Consider the following 23,027-nt stretch of genomic DNA (forward strand, 5'->3'; position numbering starts at 1 on the left):
TAGTATTGAGTAGGTGGTATCGAGTAGTGAGAGCAAGTAGTGAGCAATAGGGTTGGCATCCTTTTGAATACTCACCACTCAACCCTATCTACTCAATACTAAACACGTTACGGCAGCACGTCCAGCCAGCCTTTGAGGCGGCGGCCGTCGGTGTAGGTAATGAGATAGTAGTAAGTGCCCGCCAGCCCGGCGCCGCCCCAGCGGAAGCTGCGCTCGCCCGACTGGTACACCTGCTGTCCCCAGCGCGAGAATATCTGCACCCCGGCAAAGCGCGATTCGCAGAGGTCGGCGGGCGGGGCGGGCAGCGTGAAGTAGTCGTTCAGGCCGTCGCTGTTGGGGGTGATGACGTTGGGCGGGCGGAAGGCCACGGTGTCCTGCGGCACCACCGCCACGAAGCGCACCAGCTGCGACTGCGGCAGCGGCTGGCACACGCCGTTTTCGGCGAGCTGGAAGCGCATCAGCAGCCCCTCGTCACGGCGCAGGGTCTGGCAGGTGGGCCGCCAGCGGAACGTGCCACTGGCGAGACTGAGGCCATTCTGGGCGCCAAACTCCATGCCCGCCGCCGCCAGGTCAAAATCCTGGGTGGCCGTGAGCGTGAGCGGGTCGGGGTCGGCATCGGTGCCGGTGAGGGTGGCGTCGTACACTTCGTTTATCCGCACGCGCACCACCAGCGTGTCGGTATCGGCCGGGGGCTGGCTGGCGAAGGTGCTGGAGAGCACCGGCGGCGCATTGGGCGGCAGTATCACCCTGAAGCGCACTATCTGGGTTTGCGGCTTGGGCTGGCACACGCCGTTTTCCGTAAGCTGAAAGCTGACCAGCAGGCCGTCGGCGGGGCGCAGGGTCTGGCAGGTGGGCTGCCAGCGGAAGCTGCCGCTGGCCTGCCCGGTGCCGTTCTGGGCGGTAAAAGTCATGCCCGCCTGGGCCAGATTAAAGTTTTGCCCCGAACTTAATACCAGCGGGTTGACATCGACATCAGTACCCGTAAGCGTGCCGGTGAAGGTGGCGCCGGCGGCTACGTGCACCTCCAGCGTATCGCCCGTGGCGCCGAAGGTGCTGCTGAGTACGGGCGCAATATTGCCGCCCGAATCGGCCGTGAAAGCCACCCGCACGGTGTCGCGCTTGGGCAGGCTGCAACCGTTGTCGGCCACTATCACATCGAGCAGATACACCTGGCCGTTGGTTTCGGCGCAGTCGGGGAAGCACAGCGTGGTGGTCAGCGTGTCGGGCATACCGGGGGTGCGGATGCTGCCAGTGCTGCTGCTGGTGAAGCTGGTGGCCAGGCCGGTAAAATTGACAGCGTGGGTACTGATTCTGAGGCGCGTGCTAGGGTCGGGGTCGGTGGTTTTGATGGTCAGGCAGCGGTTGCCGCCCAGCTTCAGGCGCAGCGTGTCGCGGCCCGGGCGGTAGGTGCCCGCGCCCGCCGACACCACCATCGAGGGGGTGGCATTGCGCGGGCAGTTCAGCACGTAAAGCTGGAAGTCGCGGCGCGTCTCCCCTATTTTCACGCCCGCCCGGTATTCCGCGCAGCGCACCCCAAACACAAACAAACCAATACTGGACGGCCGCACCGTGAGCCGCCCGGTCTGGCGGTCGATACCCAGCGGTGGCGAGCCGGGAATCTGGTTGGCCGTGCCCAGGCCCGCGTTCCAGTTTACCAGACGGTAGGGCGCGGGCGCGGCAGGCGGGGCCGGGTCAGCCGCGGTGGAGTACCCGTTCAGCGGCGTCACCATGTCATACACCAGCGAGTCGCCGTCCTCATCAGTGCCGCCGAAGTCGTAGTAAAACAGGTCGCCCAGGCAGGCATAGTCGCTCAGGGGCGGAAAAATCTGCGGGGTCGAATCGATGAATGGCTGGCCGTTGCGCGTCACGGGCGGAAATTCCAGGTAGAAGGTCTGCGCGGCCGCGCCGGGGCTGCGAATGTTGGAAATTGAAACGTTGCGGCAGCAGCGCTCGATGGCAACGTAGTAGCCCTGCGGACTATTATAAACCGCCGGGGCCAGCGTGACGGTGGTTCGGTAGACCAGCTTGCGGGTGCGCAGCGTGCCCACGGCACAGGCCGGGTCGGTATAATCTACAAACGTGTTGCTCGTGAGCGGCAGTATCAGGTTGGTTTTGCGGGCGTCGGTGGCTTTATCGAAAATGCTGGCCTGCATTTCCCGGTCGAGCGCCCCCGTGTTGCCATAGATGTCGTCAAAATACAGGTTCAGCGTCAGCGTATACTGGCTGCCGCTGCGGTGCTGCAAATCCAGCTCGCCGCCCACAATGTGCGTAGCCGAGGCACGGCCCACAATCAACAGCAAAAGCAATAGCAGACCAGTAAACCGGCTGAATACGGGGGCAGACATAACGTTGCAGGAGTAAGAATTAGACGCGTAGGATAGGGCGATAAGAACGGTGGTTTAGTGAAGATAATACGAATTGCGCAGCCGCATTTTGTGAAGTTAAAATTTAACGGTGAAGAGTTAAAATCCTGTTGTTTTAACTCTTCACCGTTAACCTTCTAGCTATTACCGCCGGTCGTGGTTGTATCGGCCGGCGTAGTGGAAGTGCCGCAGCCGCCGTGCTTGCCACTGGGCCGCACGTCGGTAGGCTGGCAGGAGCTCAGGGCCTGGCCGAGGCCCGCCAGCAGCAGCAGGCCGAAGCCCAGACGAAGAAAGGTAGTACGCATAAGAACAAAGAATTAAAGGGTTAAAAAAATCCGACCCACGGGCCGGCAACATCCATTTACAGATTGCCGCCCACCGGCAGGCCGCTGGGCACCCGGGCGGGCACCGTTTTATCGAAGCTGCTGCTGTTGAGCGCGCCCAGGAAGGCAATGATGGCCTCGGGGTCGGTCACGCGGGTGGGCAGCAGCGGGTCGCGCTGGCTGCGGGTTACGTGAGCGTTGAGTGGCGGCGCCTGGCCGCGGCCGGGGTCGTAGAAGCGCAGCACGGCGGGCAGGTTGGCCAGCTTGCCACTGTGCATGTAGGGCGCGGTGGCGGCCAGGTTGCGCAGACTGGGCGTGCGGAAGGCGTAGCTGCCGCCCTGCCCGGCATCGGAGGCGACATTCTTCTCGTTATCAACCACCCCCAGCACGTGGGTTTGGTAGTCGCTGAGCATGGGGCCGGTGTGGCATTTGGCGCAGCCGCTCTGCACAAAGGCGGTGAGGCCACGCTGCTGCTCGGCGCTAAGCGCGGACTTATCCCCGCGCAGGTACTGGTCGAAAGGCGTGTCGGCGTTCATGAGGCTGCGCTCGAAGCAGGCCAGCGCCCGGCCCAGGTTGATGGAGTCGATAGCGGCATCGTCGCCAAAAGCGGCTTTAAATAGCGGGCCGTATTCCGCAATGCCGCGCAGCCGGGCCACAATGGAATCCAGCGCCCCGGCTTTGGTCCAGACGGGGCCGCGCATTTCCTCCAGCGCAAGCAAAGGCCGTAACGCCTGGCTTTCGAGCGACCGTGCCCGCTCGTCCCAGAACATGGGCGCGGCGGCGGGCTGGCAAGTGCCATCGGGGGCTATACCGTTGAAAGCCACATTCAGCAGCGTAGGTGTGTTGCGCTGGCCGAAGGGAATAGTATTGGGCGAGCGGAAGTGCCGGGCGCTGCCCAGGCCCTGGCCGTTCACGCCCACGGCCAGGTCGAGGCCGTCGGCGTAGCCGCTGGCCGGGTGGTGGCAGCTGGCGCAGCTCACGTCGCGCCCGGCCGAGAGCACGGGGTCCCAGAACAGCGCCCGGCCCAGCGCCAGCTTGGCGGGGCTGCTGGGGTTGTCGGCGGGCGCGGGGGCGCTGAGGGGCAGGGCGCTGAAGCCGCCATCGGTGGCCGGGCTTTCTACCTCGCGCTGACATGCTACCAGCAGCAACATGCCGGCAGCCAGCACTAAAGCCAGCAAGCGAACGAGTACGGAGTAGGCCATGAGCAAATGCGTGGGCAGGGGCAGTGCCGCAAAACCGCAGCTTTTGTGCTTTCCCAAATTTGCCAGCTTTCCCCTCCTTTGGCAACTCCAATCGACTAGCTGCCGCGCGGCGCCGCCCGTTTCCCGGCTTCAGCCGCCCAATGCCCCGCCAGCGGGCGGCTGAAGCCGCCGCTACGGCCACGTCGGGTCAGCGGGCGAGCTGGGCGACGCGCCTAGCCCGCCGGGCGGTTTGGCGCCGCCGGACCGCCGCCGCCAGCGTAGCTTCGCAACCAGTTCTTTCTCCTTTCCTCGTGCCCCTCACTTTCCTGCGCTCTGCCTCTACGTGGCTGCTGCACGCCCTGGTCTGGGGCTTGGTAGCGGTGCTGCTCATTGCCCAGCAGCCCGACTACCCCGGCCCCAAGCCCCCTGAGTTCTGGCTCAAGCAGGCGGTGGTGTTTGCCCTGCTGGCGGGCGTGTTTTACCTGAACGTGGCCTGGGCGGCCCCGCGCCTGCTGCAGCGCCGCCGCCTGCTCAGCTACGCGGCCGTGAATGCCGGCGCCGTGCTGCTGGTGCTGGGGGCGCACCAGCAAGTGGAGCAGCGCCTGCACGTGCCCGAACTGGTGGCCCGCGCCCGCGAGGCCGCCCTCAACCCACCCAATCCCTGGTGCGCGCCCCGCCCCCACCTGCAGGGCCCCGAGGAAGAAGGCGGCGGCTTTTTCAACCCCGGCGTGCTGCTGCTGTCGCTCATGGTGCTGGGCATCGCCAGCAGCATCGCCGCCATGCAAAAAGCCCAGCGCGACGCCGAAAGCCGCCTCGAATTGGAGCGCCAGCAGGTAGCCACCGAGCTGAGCCTGCTGAAAGCCCAAATCAACCCGCACTTCTTCTTCAACACGCTCAACAACATCTACGCCCTCACGCACATCGACGGCGAGCAGGCCCGCGCCGCGCTGCACCGGCTCTCGCGCATGATGCGCTACGTGCTCTACGAAACGCCCGCCGGCCACACCCGCCTGAGCCAGGAAATCAGCTTCATGCGCGACTACATTGAGCTCATGCACCTGCGCCTGAGCAGCCGCGTCACCGTGCGCCTCGACGCGCCCGACCCGCCGCGCCCCGACCAGCCCATCGCCCCCATGATTGTGCTGACCTTTGTCGAAAACGCCTTCAAGCACGGCGTGAGCGCCACCAGCCCCAGCACCATTTCCATCAGCCTGCGCCAGCCCACCGAAACGTCTATCGAGCTGGTCGTGCGCAACACGCTTTTCCCTGAGCGCGCCGACGACGAGGACGACGAGCCCGGCGGCATCGGCCTCACCAACACCAAGCGCCGCCTCGACCTGCTCTACCCCAACCAGCACTCCCTCACCATCAACCCGCACACCGCCGCCGGCGAATACGAAGTATGTCTCAGCCTGAATCTACTCCCGTCGTAATCAACTGCATCGCCGTCGATGACGAGCCGCTGGCCCTGGGCTTGGTATGCTCCTTCATCCAGCAAACGCCTTTCCTGAAGCTGGTGGGCCGCTACGAAAGCGCCGTGGCCGCCCTGCGCGCCCTGCACGAGCAGCCCGACGTGCAATTGCTCTTCCTCGACATCAAAATGCCCGACCTCAGCGGCCTCGAGCTGGCGCGGGTCATCCAGTCGGGCCAGCAGCGCGTCATCTTCACCACCGCCTTCAATCAGTACGCGCTCGAAGGCTTCCGGGTCGATGCGCTTGATTACCTGCTCAAACCCTTCAACTACGAGGAGTTTCTGCGCGCCGCGCTCAAGGCCAAAGCATTTTTCGAGCTCAGGACCGGGGCCGTCAGTGCGCCCGCGGCGCCGGTGTCCGTGCCCGCCCCCGCCGGGCCCGAGCCAATGGAGGATTACCTGTATTTAAAAGTTGAATACCAGCTGGTACGCGTGGCTTTCAACGATATCCTCTACGTCGAAGGGCTGAAAGACTACGTGAAGGTGCACCTGGTCAGTCAGCCGCGCCCCTTGCTCTCGCTCACCAGCCTGCGCTCGATGGAGGAAAAGCTGCCCAGCCGGCAATTCATGCGCATTCACCGCTCCTATATCGTGGGGCTAAATCACATTCAGGCCGTAGGGCGCGGCACGGTGCAGATTAAGGGCGAGACGCTGCCGGTGAGCGACGGCTACCGCGAGGGGTTCGACGCGTATTTCAGCAAGTGGAAGTAAGCAAGAACGTCAGTAAAAGAACGTCATCCTGAGCGCTACGCTCAGGATGACGTTCTTATGCCCTTTACGCCTTCAAATACAGCGCCGATACCCAGCTGCGCAGCGTGCGGTGGCGCTGGTACATCAGCCCCTGCCGCTCGGCCTCGGCGGTGATTTTCTCCAAATCCTCCTCATAAAAACCGCTGAACAGAATCGGCTTGCCGCTGGGCAGCAGGCGCGCGTACTCGTGCATATCTTCGAGCAGCACGTTGCGGTTGATGTTGGCCAGAATGAGGTCGAAAGGCGCTTCGTCGGCCAGGGTTTCGACGCCGCCCAGGCGGCACTCTATCGTGCGGCAGTTGTTTTCGGCGGCGTTGTCGCGGGCGTTTTCCACGGTCCAGGGCTCCACATCCACGGCCAGTACCTGGCGGGCGCCCAGCATCTCGGCCATGATGGCCAGAATGCCCGTGCCGCAGCCCATGTCGAGCACGCGCTTGCCGCGGTGGTCCACGTCGAGCTGGTTTTCAATCATCAACGCGGTAGTTTCGTGGTGGCCGGTGCCAAACGACATGCGCGGCATGATGACGATGTCGTGCTCCACGCCCTCGGGCTTGGGATGGAACGGCGCCCGCACCGACACCCGCTCAGCAATTACCAGCGGCTGAAAGTTCTTCTCCCACTCGGCATTCCAGTTTTGGCGGGTGATGATGCGGTGCGAGTAATTCAACTCGCCCTGCGCCTCGTAGCGGCTCATGATTTCGGCCACCGCGTCGGGATTGAACACGTCCTCTGTGGTGTAAGCACAGAAGCCGGCGTCGTTTTCTTCGAAGGTATCGAAGCCTACTTCGGCCAGCTCGGCAATGAGAATATCAGACAGCTCGGCCGGAGCCAGTACGGTTACTTCAATGAAATCCACTTTGTGAGTTATGAGTTACGAGTTATGAATTATGAGTTGAAAACCAGAGTTTGTCAGGCCGGATTAGCCCACCTGAAACTCATAATTCATAACTCGTAACTCATAACTCAAGTCAGTTTTTGCAGCCCGCAAACGAGCGCACGGTGGTGTAATGAATGGAAAAATCGGCCTGCCCCCGGTCGGTGGTCACGAATAGTGCATAGTCGGCAAATTCGCGGTTGGGCGCTTCGGCCCACAGGCCCGCCTTGTCGGCAAACAGCTTGTTGTTTTCCTTGAAAACGATGAGGTTAGCAAACGCTTCTTCCGGCTCTATGTACACCACGCCAAAGCAGTTACCACGCCGCCGCGGGTCGGTTTCGAGGTATACCGAGCCGAAGATTTTGCAGGGGTCGTAGGAGCCGGCCGGGGCCACGGCGGGCACGGCAACGGTAGTTGCTGCAGGAGCCGGAGCGAAGGCAAGTAGCGCGGAAAGCAGGAAGGAAAACATGATAATGAGTTATGAATTATGAGTTAAGAGTTATGAGTTGAGGGCAACGCTGACAAAGCATAAATCAGCCCAGTTTTACAACTCATAACTCATAATTTAAAACTCATAACTCCTAGAATGATTTGATGATTTCCGTGAAGTCGCGCGACTTCAGCGAGGCGCCGCCGATGAGGCCGCCGTCAACGTCGGGCTGCGCGAACAGCTCGCGGGCATTCTGGGCGTTGGCCGAGCCGCCGTAGAGGATGGTGGTATTTTGGGCGGCTTCGGCGTCGTAGGCGCGGGCAATCTGCTCGCGGATAAAGGCGTGCACCTCCTGCGCCTGGGCGCTGCTGGCCGTGCGGCCGGTGCCGATGGCCCAAATGGGCTCGTAGGCAATAACCACCTTGTCGAACTCCTCATTGCTGAGGTGAAACAGGCCGTCCTTGAGCTGTTTGGCCAGGAAATCGAAAGTTTCGTCGGCCTCGCGGGTTTCGAGGCTTTCGCCGATGCAGAAGATGGGCGTGAGGCCCGCGGCCAGAGCAGCTTTCAGCTTCTGGCTCAGCAGCTCATCGTCTTCGCCAAAGTACTGGCGGCGCTCCGAATGGCCCAGAATCACGTATTCGCAGCCCACCGAGGCCAGCATTTTGGGCGAGATTTCGCCGGTAAAGGCGCCGCCTTCCTTCTGGTGGCAATTCTGAGCACCCAGGTAGAAGCGCGAGCCCTGCGGCAGCAGCTTGCCCACACTATGGAGAAAGGGAAACGGCGGGCAGATAACCACTTGCGGCGCCTGCGGGCCGCTCACTTCGTCGGCCACCATGTTGGTGATTTCTGATACCAGGGCAAGGCCATCCTGGTACGTCATGTTCATTTTCCAGTTGCCGGCAACGAGGTGTTGGCGCATAAGCGAGGGCGGTTAAAGTCGTGAAGAATTAGCGCCACAAAGCTAACAGGCAAACGCGGGGCCACCTACCCGATGGACTTTATTCGCCGGCGCGCTCTTTTTCGGCGGCCAGGCGGGCGGCTACTATTTCGGCCTCGGCGGCGGCGGCGGCTTCGGCGGCTATTTCCCATGGAGCCTTTTTCTTACCGTTGCGGGCCATTGCACTGCCGCCCACTATTGCCACCACGGCCCCGGCCAGAGCCGTCCAGCCCAGCTCCGGTATTTCGCGCAGCTGCACTACCCAGATGCCCACTAGTGCCCAAGCCACCGTGAGGGCAAAGACGATGGCACTGAAGGCGCGGCTCATTATCAGGGCCAGCACCACTATAAGAATTATCAACACATAAGCCAGCAATACCGGGATACCACCACTGAATGCCAGACCGACATTTTGCAGGCCAATAATAATATTGATAGTGGCCGCCACCGAAATCCAGCCCAGATAGATGGCCAGTGGTACGCTCACCCAAGCCGGGGCGGCATCTACCAGCACCCGGCGGCGGGCCCGCCCGTAAGCCACTATCAGCGATACCAGTACCAACAACATCACGCCCAGGCTGAGCAAAATCTGCTCGTAGGCAAACAACACCACCCAGGCAGCACTGCCCAGGTTGGCCAGCGTGAGGGGCTGGGCCACCGCATCGGGTAGCGACAATTTGCGCTGCGCCGGCAGTAGCTGCCAGATGCCGTACGCCACCATCCCTAGGTAAATCAGCCCCCAGATACTGAAGGCATAGCCCGCCGGCGTGAGCAGCGTCGGGTACTTGGCCGATACTTCACCCATGCTTTGCCCATTAAAGGCACCGGTATTGGACAGATAAGCTAAAACAATGTTAGCCAAAATGGCCAACAGTGTTATCAGGCGCCACAACCGGCCGATTGGGCGAAGGTCGGGGGCGGCGTAATGGTCGGGCGGGGTGGGATTTGGAATCATAGAAGAAGTACAAGTATAGCGCGGGCTACACTTACGCATGTCAGCCGGGGTACGGATTAACTCACTGGGTCGACTAATACCAGCCTTTCCCCGGTCGGAAGGTTTAGGCTTGGTCGAACCGGGTTAGTTCAATGGAGCAGCTTACGACCTTTCGTTTAATTTCTCCCAAGCCCGCTGCTACTCGACGCGAAGCCAACGGGAAAATGGCTGGCCCGCCCCCTCGACCCGAACCATGTAAAGTCCGGCCTGCAGGCCGGCAACCTGTATTTCCTGCGGAGCAACTTGTTTTACAATTGGTTGCACCTGCTGCCCTATCAGCGTGTACACCCTCAGACGCGGAGCGGACGCTGCGGCCGGCAGCTTCACCGTGAACCGCCCGGCCGCTGCGGGGTTGGGAAATATCTGAATAGCAGCGCTCGCTTCGGTAGCTTTGGTGGCCAGCACCAGCGAAGACAGGCTCTGCACCTCCGCTACACTCAGCACCCGGTTGTAGAACCGGGCCTCATCGAGGCTACCGTTCAGGCTGACGCCAAAACTATTCACAAGCACCCCATTGGCATACCCCGGATTGAGGCTCATCGTGGCGGCTAACTGCTGGCCGTACTGAAACACCGTGCCGGTAACGTTACCATACGTAGGGTTAGTGGACACATAGGTCAGCGCCTGGGCGGCCCCATCCACATAAATCCTGATTTGCTGTGTGCTCCGGTTCACGGTGATGGCGGCGGTGTGCCACAGCCCGTCGTTGAATGAGGCTTGGGTGGCCAGCCCCAGGCTGGCATTGGTGTTGGGCAAAAACCCAAACAAATCCAGATACACCTTGCCAACCTGGGTATTATCGAAGCCCAGCCGCCAGCCCACGGGCCAGGCATTACTGGTTCCTGCGGTCATATTGCCGCGGTTGGTGAAAAACGACTGGGTACCCGACGACAGCGTGCGGAACGCCACCGAAAAGCTGAAGCTACCCGTCGTGCCAAAATCCAGTAAGCCGTCGGGCGTAATGTCTACCCTGCCCGCCCCATTCAGCCGCAGGGCGCCGTTGGCCTGGCCGCGTGCATCAGCGGCGTAAGTCACACTGTAGTCAGTTGAGCTACCCATGTTCCCACTTACGTCGACAGAATTGCCATCGAAAGGGAAACGCCCCAACAGCCCGCTGTTCAGGTTAATCTGCGCATGCGCGGTTTGCAGAGACAGCGCGATTACGGCAAGGAGTATAGTTAGTCGTTTCATATTCGTACTATTAAAGTGAATACGGCAAAGCTACACCTTCTCGGCCAGGAAGCGGGCTGTATGATTGGTATCCTTGAGCTTGACCAACTCCTCGGGCGTGCCTTCAAACAGCAGATGCCCACCGTTGAGGCCGCCTTCCGGGCCCATGTCGATAATCCAGTCGGCGCACTTCACGATATCCATGTTGTGCTCGATGATGAGCACCGAGTTGCCCTGCTCCACCAGCGCGTTGAGGGCCGTGAGCAGCTTGCTGATGTCGTGAAAGTGCAGGCCGGTGCTGGGCTCATCGAAGATGAACAGGATTTTATCGTGCTGCAGCAAAGCGCCTTTAGTAAGGAAGCTGGCGAGCTTCACGCGCTGGGCCTCGCCGCCCGAGAGCGTGTTGGCCGACTGCCCGAGGCGGATGTAGCCCAGGCCCACGTCGTCGAGCGGTTTCAGGCGCTCGGCTACTTTGGGCTGGGTTTTGAAGAACTCGACGGCATCAGAAACCGTCAGCTCCAGCACCTCGTCAATGCTCTTGTCCTGAAATTTGACTTCCAGAATGTCCTGCTTGAATTTCCGGCCGCCGCAGCTTTCACAGGTCAGGTAAATGTCGGCCATGAACTGCATCTCGATTTTCACCTGGCCCTCGCCCTGGCACACCTCGCAGCGCCCGCCCTCCACGTTGAAGGAGAAGTGCGAGGGCTTGTAGCCCCGCGCCTTGGCCAACGCCTGGTCGGCAAAGAGGCTGCGAATCTGGTCGTAAGCTTTCACGTACGTCACCGGGTTCGAGCGCGACGACTTGCCGATGGGGTTCTGGTCCACGAATTCGACGTGCGACACCTGACCCTGCACGCCCGTCAGCTTGTCGAACTTGCCGGTGCTTTCGCCCGCGCCGCCGCCCAGTTGCTTCATCAGCGCCGGCGCCAGGATGCGCTTGACGAGCGTCGATTTGCCCGAGCCCGATACGCCCGTCACCACCGTCATCACGCCCAGCGGGAATTTGACGCTCACATTCTTAAGGTTGTTTTCGCGGGCGCCGGTCAGCTCCAGGGCGTTGCGCCAAGGGCGGCGCACTTTGGGCATGCTCACCTCCATTTTGCCGCTCAGATACTGGCCGGTGTAGGTTTCGGTATCGCGCAGCAGCTCGGCGTAGCTGCCCTGGAACATCAGGTTGCCGCCGCCGCTGCCGGCCTCGGGGCCGATGTCGATAATCTGGTCGGCCGCCTCCATCATCTTCTCCTCGTGCTCCACCACTACCACGGTATTGCCCAGCTTTTGCAGCGAGCGCAGCACGCCGATGAGCTGCTCGGCATCCTTGGGGTGCAGGCCGATGCTGGGCTCATCGAGCACGTACATCGAGCCCACCAGCGCCGAGCCCAGCGAGGTAGCCAACGAAATGCGCTGGCTTTCGCCGCCGCTGAGCGTGTTGCTCAAGCGGTTCAAGGTCAGGTAGCCCAGGCCAACGCGGTTGAGGTAGCTCAGACGGTTGGTGATTTCCGTCACGAGACGCTCGGCCACTTTGGCCTCGTGCTCGCTCAGGTTCATATTGTGAAAAAATTCCTCCGCCTCCGAGATGGGCAGCAGCACCACATCGGCAATGCTGCGGCCGTCAATTTTCACGTACTGCGCGTCTTTGCGCAGGCGGGTGCCGCGGCAATCGGGGCAGGTGGTGCGGCCGCGGTAACGGCTTTGCAGCACCCGGTACTGGATTTTGTGGGTTTGCTCGCTCACCCACTTGAAGTAGTCGTTGAGGCCCTGGAAGTGCTTATTGCCCGTCCAGAGCAGGCGCTGCTCGGCCTCGCTCAACTCGCTGTAGGGGCGGTGAATGGGAAAGTCGAAGCGAATACCATTCTTGAGCAGCGGCTTCAGCCATTCGCCCTGCTTTTCGGTGCGCCAGGGCGCGATGGCGCCTTCGTACACCGTCAGGCTTTTGTCGGGAATAACGAGGTCTTCATCAATGCCCAGCACTGAGCCGAAGCCTTCGCAGGTATGGCAGGCGCCGTAGGGATTGTTGAAAGAGAAGAAGTTGACGCTGGGCTCTTCAAAAACGATGCCGTCGAGCTCAAACTTGTCGGAGAAGGTGCGCGTCTCGTCGTCGAGCTTCACCAGGCAGGTGCCGTGGCCTTCGAAAAATGCGGTTTGCACCGAGTCGGAGAGGCGGAACAGCAGGTCTTCATCGTCGGGCCGCAGCACGGCGCGGTCAATCATAATGAACACGTCGCCTTTTACCTCGGGCTGGCCTTCGGCGAGCAGGTCTTCGATTTGGGCCATTTCGCCCTCCACCACTACGCGGCTGTAGCCTTTTTGCAGCAGCAGGTCCAGCTCCTTGCTCATGGGGCGGCCTTTTTCGGTGGGCGTCAGCGGGGCCAGAATCATGGCGCGGGTGCCCTCGGGCAGCTTGGCCAAGAAGTCCACCACGTCGGCCACGTTGTCCTTGCGCACCTGCTCGCCGCTGACGGGCGAATACGTGCGGCCCACCCGGGCGTAGAGCAGCTTGAGGTAGTCGTAAATCTCGGTGCTGGTGCCGACGGTCGAGCGGTTGTTCTTGATACTGACCTTCTGCTCGATGGCAATGGCCGGCGAGATGCCGCGGATGTAGTCCACGTCGGGCTTGTCCATGCGGCCCAGGAACTGCCGGGCGTAGCTGCTCAGGCTTTCCACGTACATGCGCTGGCCTTCAGCGTACAAGGTATCAAAAGCCAGCGACGACTTACCCGAGCCCGACAAGCCCGTGACGACGATGAACTGGTTGCGCGGCAGCGCCACGCTCAGGTTTTTAAGATTGTGAACCCGAGCGTTTTTAATGAGAATAAATTCGCGGGGGTCGAGGTTATCAATCGGGTCGGCCGCGGGGGCGGCCACTTGCAGAGCGTCTTTTTTGGGCATAGCCAGATGAACAGCGGGCGGGGGTCGGAAGGTTTCGGCGGAAGCCGCTGCGGCTACGAAATTACGGCCGGCGGAGCCGTGCCCGGCATCCCGGCGGGCCAAGTCGCCGTTATTGGCGCGCCGGGTAGCTATTTTGGTATAGCAGTCCGGCTAAAATTGGCGCCAGCGTAGTAACATTGCTACCGTTTTCCCTTCCCTTAGCCCCGCTTATGCCCGAATCGGATAACCTCGGCCACAAAATCCTGAGCTTTTTCATCAAGGATGCCGAACCTGGGCCGTCGCCAGCGGCCACCACGCCAACGGGTGCGCCGGCGGCCCCGCAGCCCGCTCCGCTCCCGCCCGGCTCCATCGACGCCAAGTTTGCGGAGCATTTTGCCAACGTGCTGGCCAAAAGCAACCTGCCCGGTCCCGATTACTTCGAGTTCCGCGAAGCCCTGCGCGGGCTGGCGGGCCTGGGGCTGAGCGAGGACAAGCAGTTTCAGGCAGCCTGGGCTAGCTTTAAGGCCATGGGCGGCGCGCCTGATGTGACGGTGCTCACCAATGCGGCCAACCAATATCTGAACTCGCTGGCGGCCGACCGTGACTCTTTCAATAAAAGCGTAGAGGCCGCCATCAATGAGCGGGTGGGCGGCCTAGAAAAAGAGCTAACCCAGCTGCAGGCCGATAACGAAACCCTGACTAGGCAGCTGGCCGAAATCCAGCAGCGCATCGTCACCAATACGGAGCGGCTGAAGGCTATTGGCGGCGAAATCAAGGACCAGAGCGGCAAGCTGACGCAGAACCGGCAGAATTACGAGGCGACGTATGGGCACTTTACGCAGCAGATTAAGGACGACGTGGCCAAGATTGGGCAGTATCTGAAATAGAGTTAAAAGTTAAAAATGAAAAGTTAAAATCCTTTCGTTTTAAGACCTACCGCACTTTTAACTTTTAACTTAAAACTTTTAACTCCCATTATGGCAACTCCTGATTTTTCACAGCTAGGCGGCTCCACCGAGGCGGAGCGGCGCTCGTTTTGGTCGCGGCCCGAGGGGCTGCTGGGGCTGGTCGTAGTGGCCGGCCTGTTCGGCACCGGGCTCTATTACTACAATGAGATTGTGAAGTTTCTCATTGACGTGGCCCGGAATACGCTGCACCTGATGTTCCTGCTGGGGGCGTTGGCGCTGGTCATTTTCCTGGTCACGAGCCGCGACATTCGCACGGGGCTCTTCTTCCTGTTTAAGACGCTGATGCGCAAGATTACGGGCCTCGTTATTCAGCTTGACCCGATTGCCATCCTCAAAATCTACATCGAGGACCTCAAGCAGAAGCGCCAGAAAATGCAAGGCCAGATTGATACCCTGGCCGGGCAGATGGTGAAGCTGAACAAGAAAATCAACGAGAACAACGAGGAAATCAAGCAGAAATTTGCCGAGGCCAACAAGGCCAGCAGCCTGGCCACCCAGCGCCCCGGCATGAAGGAAGCGGCGCAGTTGGCTACCATCGAAGGCGCGGGCCTGCAGCAGATGAACGAGAAGCTGCTGCCGCTGCAGCGCAACATCAAGATGGTGCTGGCTTTCATGGAGAAAGTGAACACCAGCGCCGACTACATCATCAAGGAAACCGAAATCAAGGTGCGCCTCAAGGAGGTGGAATACAAGATTGTGAAGGAAAGCTCCAGCGCCCTGCGCACGGCCGTAAGCATCTTCAAGGGCGACCCGGACAAGAAGTTTTACTTCGACGAGTCGATGGAATACATCCAGGACGACATGAGCCAGAAGCTGGGCGAAATGAAGCGCGCCATGGATTTGTCGATGGACTTCATCAACTCGGTGGACGTGCAGAACGGCGTGCTCTCGGACAAGGGCGCAGCCATGCTGGACGCCTACAATCGCGGCGATATCAAGCTAGTGAACCTGGATGCCAAATCGGAAGGTACCACGCTGAGCGCGCGCGGCACGGAGGAGTTTCCGGCCAAGGACGCGGGCTACCGGGATTTGCTGAACTGATTTTCTGAACAAAAAGAACGTCATCCTGAGCGCAGCGAAAGGACCTCACCCGCGCCGCCTGCAGCAGTAATCCCAATCATTCAACTGAAAGAAATTACTACCACAGAGAAGCGGGCGAGGTCCTTTCGCTGCGCTCAGGATGACGTTCTAAATTACAAACACCAAACACCCCCAACTCTCACATGCAACGCATAACCCTCGCCGGCCGGCTCATTATCACGCTTATCGTGGTGGCGGCCGTGTATTTCGGCTTCCGCTACTTCGCGGGCGACAAGCTGGCGGCGCCAGCTACCACTTCGGCCAACACCCAGATTGCCACCGAGCCCGGCAATGCCGTAGTTGACAATAACTCACCGGCCGCTTCGACAGCGGCTGGCAGCACGCAGGCTTTCGCCTACGAAGCCCCGGTGCCGGTGAATGGTAAGCTGAAAGGTGTAGTAGAGCTGGGAGCCAGCGGCTTCAACTCGTTTATCGTGCGTATCGATAAGGACCGCAACTGGAAGATGGAAAAGGCCGAATTTGGCAACAGCCTGGTGCTGGAAAACATGGCTTCGGACGACGACGTTCGCCGCGGCCTGAAAGCGTACATCGGGCAAATGTTGGATTTTGGCGTGGCCGGGCGCGATATTCACTTCGTGGTGAGCTCGGGTGCTCTCAAGGCTGAGAATACGGGTAAGATTATCAAAGCCCTCAAGAGCCTGAACTACGTGGTGAACACCGTGACGCCGGAAAAAGAAGGCATTTTGGGGCTGCGCTCGGTGCTGCCGCCCTCGTATGCGGATAAGGCATTTGTGACGGACATTGGCTCGGGCAACACCAAGATTTCGTGGCTGACAGGCGGCACGCCGAAATCGGTGGAAACCTTCGGCGCCAAGTATTTCCAGAACGGTAGCAGCGACGAAGTGGTAGCCACGCAGGTGAAGGAGAAAGCCCAGCAGGTGCCCGCCGCCCTGCGCCAGACCTGCTTTATTATCGGCGGTGTGCCGTTTGAGCTGGCCAAGCAGGTGCGCAACGGCAAGGAGCGTTTTACGGTGCTGAAAGCGGCCGACGCCTACCAGCTCGACAACGCCAAGTCGAAGGCCGGGCTGAATATTTACAAGGCTATTGCCGAAGGCACCGGCTGTCAGCAATTTGTATTTGACTGGGATGCCAACTTCACCATCGGCTACCTGCTGAGCCTGCCGGCACAGTAAAATTCGAGACGTTTTTGTATTATTGAGGCGGGGCGCAAGCTCCGCCTTTTTTATTGTCAACTATTTAACGAAAACCAATGGCTGTTTCACCCGCTCCTCCCCCACCCTCCCGCGCCCACTGGACCGACCGCGGCCTGCTACGCTGGACCCGCCGCTACCTGGGCTACTCGCGCGCCGAAGCCCGGGGCCTGATACTACTGCTACTCTTGGCGTTGTTCTTTTTGCTCGGCCCCCTGCTATGGCGCCCGCAGCTCGTCACCTACCTGCCCGCTGCCGACCAGCAGGGCCTCGACCAGCTGGTGGCCTCGCTGCACGAGCACCGCATGAGCAACGCGGCCCTGACCGGCCGCTACCCGCAGCGCAACGGCCAAAGCAGCCGCTATCCCAGCGTGGCGCGGGTGCCGCTGACGCCTTTCGACCCCAATGCGCTGACGACCGAAGGCTGGGAGGCGCGGGGTGTGCCGCATTTCGTGGCCCAGCGCATGGTGAAGTATAAGGAGGCCGCCGGCGGCTTTAAGGACAAGGCCAAAATCAGAAAGATGTACGGACTAGAAGACTCGGTGTATCAGCGACTGGCGCCGTTTATGCAGTTGCCGGAGGAGGCGTCCCGGCGCGGCGAGCCCTTCGCTAAAAATGGCACTGCTGCCGGACAGGACGGGGCGCCCAGCCGCTTCGTGCGCAAGCCGCGCAACCTGCAGCCGTTCGATTTAAATACCGCCGATACCACGCAGCTGATGCAGATTCGGGGCATCGGGCGCTGGAAGGCGCTGGCGGTGGTGAAGGAGCGAAACCTGCTGGGCGGCTTTATCAATGAGAAGCAGTTGAACGACATCTGGTCGTTTAAAGAGGCGCCGGATTTGGTGGATAGCGTGCAGAAATACACCTTTGTAGCGCCCGGCTTCGTGCCAAAACAGGTGCCCATCAACTCGGCCACTTTTGATGAGATGTGCTTTCACCCCTGCATCCGCAAGCCGCTGGCACGGGCCATTGTGGCGTACCGGAATCAGCACGGGCCGTTCAAAACGGTGGCTGATTTGAAACAGATTGCGTTTTTAAAAGAAGCTGATTTGGAGAAGCTGCGGCCTTACGTGCGCTGCGACTAACGCCTCCCTTTCGCCCTACAAAAAAGGCCCCGCCAATGGCGGGGCCTTTTCAATTTACAGCTGGCTGCTAAACCAGAAGTGACTTATTGCAGCACTACTTTGCGGGTCATCACCTGCCCGCCGGCGCGCACTTGCAGCGTGTAGAGGCCCGCGGCCAGGCCGCGGGTGCTCAGCTCGGCTTCGGCGCCGCTCAGGGGCTGGCGCAGCACCGACTGGCCCAGGGCGTTGAGCAACTCGGCGGTGCCGGTGCCGGCGGCCGAGCCGGCTAGGCGCAACGTGAGCTGACCGGTATTGCTGGGGTTCGGGAACACGGTCAGCAGGTAGTTGGCGGCGTGGCGGGTGCCGGTAACCACGGTAGTGCTGATGGTGAAGGCCCCCTCGGTATCGGAGCTGCCGAAGCCCGAGATGGCCACGTAGTAGCGCTGGCCCACGGCGAGGCCGGTCAGGGTCACGTTGCCCACGCCGGCATTGTTGGCGCCGCTGCTCTGGCAGAACACCTGCGTGAACGGACCAGCCGCGCAGTCGGGCGACGTGAACACGCGCACCATGCCGGCAGCCGAACCGGCGATGTTCAGGCCAAGGTCGGGCGTAGTGGGCGTGAAGCTGAACCACACATCTTTGGGCGCGGCGGCAGGTGAGCACGAAGGCAGCACGATGCCGGTTTGCTGGCTGGCGCTGGCGCCGCTGTTGGAACCAGCTACGGGCGTGCTGCTGATGCCAATGGCGGTGCAGGGTTCGTCGTTGTCGGGCGTGGGCTGGTTAAAGCTGATGGTCTGGCTGTTGTTGGTAGCATTGCCGTCGGCGGCCCCGTTGGGCAGGCTGCCCGTCACGGTGAGGGTGTGGGGGCCGCTGGCCACCGTGAAGCCGTTGGTGAAAGTGAGCTGCTGCGTAGCGCCCGCCGCCAGCGTGAGGCCGGTGAAGTTCTGCGAGACGGGCGTGCCGCTATCTACTACGTAGCTCAGGGTCACGGCCGTAAGCACGGCCGTACCACCATTGCGGATGGTCACGGTTACGGGGTTGATGCCAGGGGTGGCCGTGGCCGTGGGGGCATCGATGCTGACCACGGCCACGTCGTTGCTCACGGGCGTGAACTCAACGGCGCCGGGGTCGGGCGCACCGGTGCGGGCGGTACCCACGAGGTCGGTGGGCACGCGGGTGAGCAGCGCGGGCGTGCCCGCGCCGTTCAGAATCACGGCCGTCGGCTCGAGGTTGCCGGTGGCGGCGGCCACAAACAGAGGATTTTCCTGCAAGCTGTTCGCATCATAGGCGCCGCTGTTGGCAGTGCGCCAGTTGGCCAGCGTAGCGTAGTTGACGGTGCCAAAGCGGCCGGTGTAGTAGTTCGTGCCGGCGCCGATGTGCAGGTCGTTGTAGTTCGAAGTAATGCCCGAGGTCGTCGTCACAAAGTACAGGGCGTAGCGGGCAGCCGTGCCGCCGCGCGTGATGCTGAAAAGGTTGTTGCGAATATCAATGCCCGTGGCAGCCGTCGTCTGGTAGAAGCCGTAGCTGATGCCGGTGCCGCCGGCATTGGCATTGTCGAGTACAATTGTATTGTGGAATAAGCGCATGTAGTCCGAGCTGGTATTATACACCCCGTACTCCGTGCCGTTGCTATTGAAGCTATACACGGCATTGTTTACGAAGTCGTTCGGCGCGGCAGCGGTGGCGTCGCTGGCCGTCAGGTAGAAGGCATAAGAGGCCGAGGTAGAGGCCGTATTGGTGCCAAATGGGTCGTGGATGCGGTTGCGCTCCACGTTCGCGCCCACCACGCCCGTCAGATAGATGCCATAGAAAGTGGTGGTGCTGCGCACCGGCCGGTGCACGTTGTTCGCCAGGATGCGCGGACCACTACTGTTGCTGAGATACACGCCGTAGAAGTAAAAGTCCCGCACTTCGTTGCCGATGATGCGCAGGCCCGTACCAGGGCTGGCGGTGCTGAGGCCGTTCACGCGCAGGCAGTAGTAGCCGCCGCTCAGCACGTTGTTTTCGATGCGCAGGTTGTTGGCATCACCGGCACTGGTGCCCGAAGTGACGCTACCGCTCGTCGCGATGGCCGAATTAGCCGTGGCGGAAGTAGCGGTGGTAGTGCCCACAATTACGCTGTTGCTGATGCGGTTATTATTGGCCTGGCCCACCAGATGCACGCCTACGCCGTAGGTAGCACCGGCCGACACGTCGATGGTCAGGTTGTTCAGCGTTACGTAGTCGGTGCCGTTGAGCAGCACGGCCGCCGGCTGCGATACCGTGCCCGAGTAGCGTAGCGTCTGCTTGCTGGCGCCGCCATCTACCCCAATGGTATCGGTGGCACTCACGCCGGCCACCACGCCCAGGCTAAATTGCTCGTTGTAAGGCCCATTCAGCACGTTAAAGCGTACCGAGGCTGCAATGCCCGAGCTATTCAGCGCCGCGGCAGCATCGGTGAAGCTGGCGAAGTTGCGGCCGCTCGTCGGCAGGGTTTTGTCGATGGTATATACCCCCGCCAGGGCGGTGTAGAAGGTGGCCGACAGCGTGTTGTTGCTCGGGGTAGGGTCGGCGGCGCCGTTGGGGGCGCTGACACTGATGCTGAGCGTATTGATACCCGATACGAGCGTGGCGGGCGTGGTGAACGATACCGTGCGGCTGGCGCCCGAGGCCAGGGCCGGGCTCAGGGTGAGTACCTGCGTGACGGGCGTGCCGTTATTGAGCACGTACTGCACCTGCACCGTGGTGAGGGGTGAAATGCCGTTGTTCAGCAAGGTAATGCTAACCGGGGCGCTGCCGACGCCTACCGGGGCCGTGGGCGAATCGATGCGCACGAGGCCCACGTCGTTGGTAGCGGGCGTAAATTCCAGGGCGCCGAGGTCGGGCGGGCTGGTGCGGGTGGTGCCGTTGGCATCGCGGGGCACGGTGGCGAGGGTGGTCGTGGTGCCCGCCGCGTTGACGGCCGCCGCCGTGGGGGTCAGGTTGTTGGCTGCGGCATTGACGAAGATAGGGTTCGCCGACACCGAGTTCTGGTCGAAGCCCTGGTTTTGCCAGGCGGCCAGCGTGGTGGCGCCCGTCGTGGCTGCGGTAGAGGTGCCCGAGTAGCCGATGTAGCCGCCCGGGGCCACGTAAAGGTCGTTGTAGTTTGAGCTTTGGCCGGTGTAGGTGGCCGTGGCGTAGTTATAGTAGGCAAACGAGCCCGAGCTCGACGGCTGCGTATTGTAGAGAATGTTGTTGCGCAGCGCTACGCTGTTCGAGTTGTAGATGTAGGCGGCCCGCACGTTGCCGGTGGCCTGGGCGGGGTTGTCGAACACTACCGTATTGTGGTAGTGATTCACAAAATCAGAGTAGTAGTTATAGAGGCCATAGGCAACACCCGCGCCCTTGTCGTGATGAATCTGGTTGTTCACCACTTCGATGGGGGCGCCCGAAGTACCGTCGGAATAGTACAGGTAGACGCCGTAAAAGGCCAGGGTCGAAGTCGGGCTGGCGGTGTAGAAGTCGTGCAGGCGGTTGTTCTCGACGCGCCCGCCGGTGTTGTAATACACGTAGAGGCCGTAGCCGGTGCCGGCATCGCCGCGGTTGGGGCGGCTCAGGTCGTTGCCGCTCAGCAGCACGCCGTTCTGGTACGAGTCGTACACGCCGTAGTAATAAAAGTTGCGGATAATGTTATTCCGCAGCACGTTGCCTGCGCCACGCGAGGCCGAAGAGCCTATCAGCGTCACGCCGTAGTAGCCCCCGATGATGGTGTTGCGCTCCAGCAGCAGGTTGTTGGCGTTGTTGCCGGTGGTGGTGGCCGTGGAGGCGCTGCCGCTTACTACGATACCCGCGTAATTGGTAGTAGTAGCGCTGGTTGACGTAGTTATCGTGCTGCGGCGCACAATGTTGTTGTCGGCCTGGCCGGTCAGGTGTACGCCCCAGCCGTAGGTGCCAGGCGTACCGCCGTTGGTGGCGTCGATGTTGAGGCTGTCGATGGTCACGTAGTCGGCGCCATTGAGGGCCACTACGGCCCGCGAGCCGGTGGTGCTGGAGCCAAACCGAATGGTGCGCCCGTTGCCGTTGAAAGTGATGCGGTTGGTAGCGCTGGCGCCGCTGATGGCCGACAGCGCCAGCTGCTCGGTATAAGGCCCGCCGCTCACGTTGAAGGTAACGGGGCCGCTCACGCCCGTGGCCAGGGCCGTCGCCGCCGCCCCGAAGCTGGCGTAGTTGGTGCCGCCCGTGGGCAGGGCGCTGTTGATGGTGTAGGTGCCCGAAAGCTGGGCAAATGCGGCCGGGCCACTCAGGGCCAGCAGGGCCAGACTCAGCCAGCGGCCGAGGCGGCGCAAGCGGCCCGACTGGTGGTTTTCGTTACCCGAAGGGTAAATTAGTAAAGTGCGTTCACGCATACGAAAATGGTAATAATGGGGGAAAAGCAAAAGCAACCCGATTGGCCGGTTTCACCATAAAGCACATTTCATAGTTACGCCTTTTTTTTCAGAAAATACCAATAATCAGCATTCTAATCCGATTCTAATGTTGATGATTCCACGTTTTTTCTGCGGATTTGCAATACCTCGCTACCACTGAAGCGGAAATGAGTTTGCGAGAGTTCAAGGAAAATCAGCGAAAAAATTACTAATTCCACAAGACCAAAAATCTGCTTCAGGCGTTGCCCTGGCTTCTCAATTATCGCCAAAACCAAGCGCGCCCCGACCAAACGGCCGGGGCGCGCTGCAGCATCGAGGCCATTTCCTTGTTGGCCTCCTTGCAGTCATCGTACTTGCTGCCCACCGAGAGGTAGAGCATGCCGTCGGGCCCGAAGGCTATGGTGCGCCTGGGGTACTAACCGCCGTTGGGCAGGTCATTAATGAGGGTTTCCATCGCCTTGAGTAAACCGTCGGGGTTCTGGCGGTAGCGGCGCAGCAGGTTGTCGTTGCAGAGGTAGCCCGCCCTGCTGCTGGCCGTGCTCGAAGGCATCGCCGAGGGCAGCATCCACAGCACAACCGCAGCAAGATAACCGCCGACCGCCGCCTGTTTGCCGAATACGACCACGCCCTCCGGATGCTCGAAGAATCGACCGCCCCAAAGCACGTCATCGTGGAAAAGGACCTGGAAGAGTACACCGAAAAAGCCGTGCAGGCGCTGCGGGAACACGGGGCGGAGGCGGAATTAACCAGGCAGTCTCGCCGCCTCTTCCACGTCGTCGCCGACTTCCGCGAGCTCGGCGGCACCGGCTACGGCAGCCGGCAGTTTCAGGGGCAGCAGATGCGGCTGCCGCAGCGGCCGGAGTGGTGGCCGGGGAAGGAGAATTTGGCGCAAGGAGTGGCGCAAGATACCAACTCACCCCTAGTTACCGGTGAATCTAAACACCAGTAACAATGAAACCGACATCGGAAATCAAAAACGACCGAAAGTGCGCCAAGT

The 23,027-nt window shown here is 61.1% G+C and carries 18 protein-coding genes; 7 read left to right on the top strand and 11 right to left on the bottom strand.

The genetic code is table 11. The features are described 5' to 3' along the window. Positions 1-107: 107 nt before the first annotated feature. The 3 genes from Q5H93_RS18940 to Q5H93_RS18950 all read right to left on the bottom strand — a co-directional run bounded on the left by Q5H93_RS18940 (position 108) and on the right by Q5H93_RS18950 (position 3,888). Complete coding sequence (locus Q5H93_RS18940) at positions 108-2,345, bottom strand: T9SS type B sorting domain-containing protein (protein ID WP_305008222.1); 2,238 nt, start codon at positions 2,343-2,345, stop codon at positions 108-110. Positions 2,346-2,500: 155 nt separating this feature from the next. Then, complete coding sequence (locus Q5H93_RS18945) at positions 2,501-2,668, bottom strand: hypothetical protein (protein ID WP_305008223.1); 168 nt, start codon at positions 2,666-2,668, stop codon at positions 2,501-2,503. A 56-nt stretch (positions 2,669-2,724) separates the two neighbouring features. Then, the gene (locus Q5H93_RS18950; RefSeq protein ID WP_305008224.1) at positions 2,725-3,888 is read right to left on the bottom strand and encodes a cytochrome-c peroxidase; all 1,164 of its coding nucleotides are present in this window, start codon (positions 3,886-3,888) and stop codon (positions 2,725-2,727) included. A gap of 290 nt (positions 3,889-4,178) precedes the next feature. On the opposite strand from Q5H93_RS18950, the gene Q5H93_RS18955 reads away from it, so the two are divergent. Continuing rightward, complete coding sequence (locus Q5H93_RS18955; RefSeq protein WP_305008225.1) at positions 4,179-5,300, top strand: sensor histidine kinase; 1,122 nt, start codon at positions 4,179-4,181, stop codon at positions 5,298-5,300. Then, positions 5,270-6,049: a LytR/AlgR family response regulator transcription factor gene (locus tag Q5H93_RS18960; RefSeq protein ID WP_305008226.1), complete on the top strand. Its 780-nt coding sequence runs from the start codon at positions 5,270-5,272 to the stop codon at positions 6,047-6,049. The genes Q5H93_RS18955 and Q5H93_RS18960 overlap by 31 nt, the downstream gene beginning before the upstream one ends. Before the next feature lie 64 nt (positions 6,050-6,113). Here Q5H93_RS18960 and prmA read toward each other — a convergent pair whose 3' ends face one another. The 6 genes from prmA to uvrA all read right to left on the bottom strand — a co-directional run bounded on the left by prmA (position 6,114) and on the right by uvrA (position 13,382). Next, positions 6,114-6,944 (bottom strand): 50S ribosomal protein L11 methyltransferase, encoded by an 831-nt coding sequence (gene prmA / locus Q5H93_RS18965; RefSeq protein ID WP_305008227.1) that lies wholly within the window; start codon positions 6,942-6,944, stop codon positions 6,114-6,116. Positions 6,945-7,056: 112 nt separating this feature from the next. After that, positions 7,057-7,431, bottom strand: coding sequence for a 7(1) septoil knot domain-containing protein (locus Q5H93_RS18970; RefSeq protein ID WP_305008228.1), 375 nt, complete (start codon positions 7,429-7,431; stop codon positions 7,057-7,059). 112 nt (positions 7,432-7,543) lie between these two features. Then, positions 7,544-8,311 carry a triose-phosphate isomerase gene (gene tpiA, locus Q5H93_RS18975; RefSeq protein WP_305008229.1) on the bottom strand — a complete coding sequence of 256 codons (768 nt, stop codon included), beginning with the start codon at positions 8,309-8,311 and terminating at the stop codon, positions 7,544-7,546. Positions 8,312-8,390: 79 nt separating this feature from the next. Continuing rightward, positions 8,391-9,284, bottom strand: coding sequence for a TspO-related membrane protein (locus Q5H93_RS18980; RefSeq protein WP_305008230.1), 894 nt, complete (start codon positions 9,282-9,284; stop codon positions 8,391-8,393). A 177-nt stretch (positions 9,285-9,461) separates the two neighbouring features. Continuing rightward, the gene (locus Q5H93_RS18985; protein ID WP_305008231.1) at positions 9,462-10,514 is read right to left on the bottom strand and encodes a LamG-like jellyroll fold domain-containing protein; all 1,053 of its coding nucleotides are present in this window, start codon (positions 10,512-10,514) and stop codon (positions 9,462-9,464) included. Between the two features lie 30 nt (positions 10,515-10,544). Continuing rightward, entirely contained in the window at positions 10,545-13,382 is a 2,838-nt protein-coding gene (gene uvrA, locus Q5H93_RS18990) for an excinuclease ABC subunit UvrA (RefSeq protein WP_305008232.1), read from the bottom strand. A gap of 209 nt (positions 13,383-13,591) precedes the next feature. Here uvrA and Q5H93_RS18995 point away from each other — a divergent pair, with 209 nt between their 5' ends. The 4 genes from Q5H93_RS18995 (at position 13,592) to Q5H93_RS19010 (ending at position 17,666) form a co-directional block, all read left to right on the top strand. Then, positions 13,592-14,248, top strand: a complete 657-nt coding sequence (locus Q5H93_RS18995) for a hypothetical protein (protein WP_305008233.1) — start codon at positions 13,592-13,594, stop codon at positions 14,246-14,248. Positions 14,249-14,338: 90 nt separating this feature from the next. Then, positions 14,339-15,370, top strand: a complete 1,032-nt coding sequence (locus Q5H93_RS19000; RefSeq protein ID WP_305008234.1) for a hypothetical protein — start codon at positions 14,339-14,341, stop codon at positions 15,368-15,370. 182 nt (positions 15,371-15,552) lie between these two features. Beyond that, complete coding sequence (locus Q5H93_RS19005) at positions 15,553-16,563, top strand: hypothetical protein (RefSeq protein ID WP_305008235.1); 1,011 nt, start codon at positions 15,553-15,555, stop codon at positions 16,561-16,563. Between the two features lie 77 nt (positions 16,564-16,640). Beyond that, the gene (locus tag Q5H93_RS19010) at positions 16,641-17,666 is read left to right on the top strand and encodes a ComEA family DNA-binding protein (protein WP_305008236.1); all 1,026 of its coding nucleotides are present in this window, start codon (positions 16,641-16,643) and stop codon (positions 17,664-17,666) included. An 83-nt stretch (positions 17,667-17,749) separates the two neighbouring features. Here Q5H93_RS19010 and Q5H93_RS19015 read toward each other — a convergent pair whose 3' ends face one another. Both Q5H93_RS19015 and Q5H93_RS19020 read right to left on the bottom strand, forming a co-directional pair. Continuing rightward, on the bottom strand, positions 17,750-22,009 hold the full coding sequence (locus tag Q5H93_RS19015) for a beta strand repeat-containing protein (protein WP_305008237.1): 4,260 nt from the start codon (positions 22,007-22,009) through the stop codon (positions 17,750-17,752). Between the two features lie 436 nt (positions 22,010-22,445). Continuing rightward, positions 22,446-22,604, bottom strand: a complete 159-nt coding sequence (locus tag Q5H93_RS19020) for a hypothetical protein (RefSeq protein ID WP_305008238.1) — start codon at positions 22,602-22,604, stop codon at positions 22,446-22,448. Positions 22,605-22,664: 60 nt separating this feature from the next. On the opposite strand from Q5H93_RS19020, the gene Q5H93_RS19025 reads away from it, so the two are divergent. Further along, a complete protein-coding gene (locus Q5H93_RS19025) occupies positions 22,665-22,979 on the top strand; it encodes a hypothetical protein (RefSeq protein WP_305008239.1) in 315 nt (104 codons plus the stop codon). Positions 22,980-23,027 lie beyond the last annotated feature (48 nt).

Origin of the sequence: Hymenobacter aranciens (genome assembly GCF_030580865.1) — a bacterium.
In the GTDB taxonomy this organism is placed as follows: Bacteria; Bacteroidota; Bacteroidia; order Cytophagales; family Hymenobacteraceae; genus Hymenobacter; species Hymenobacter aranciens.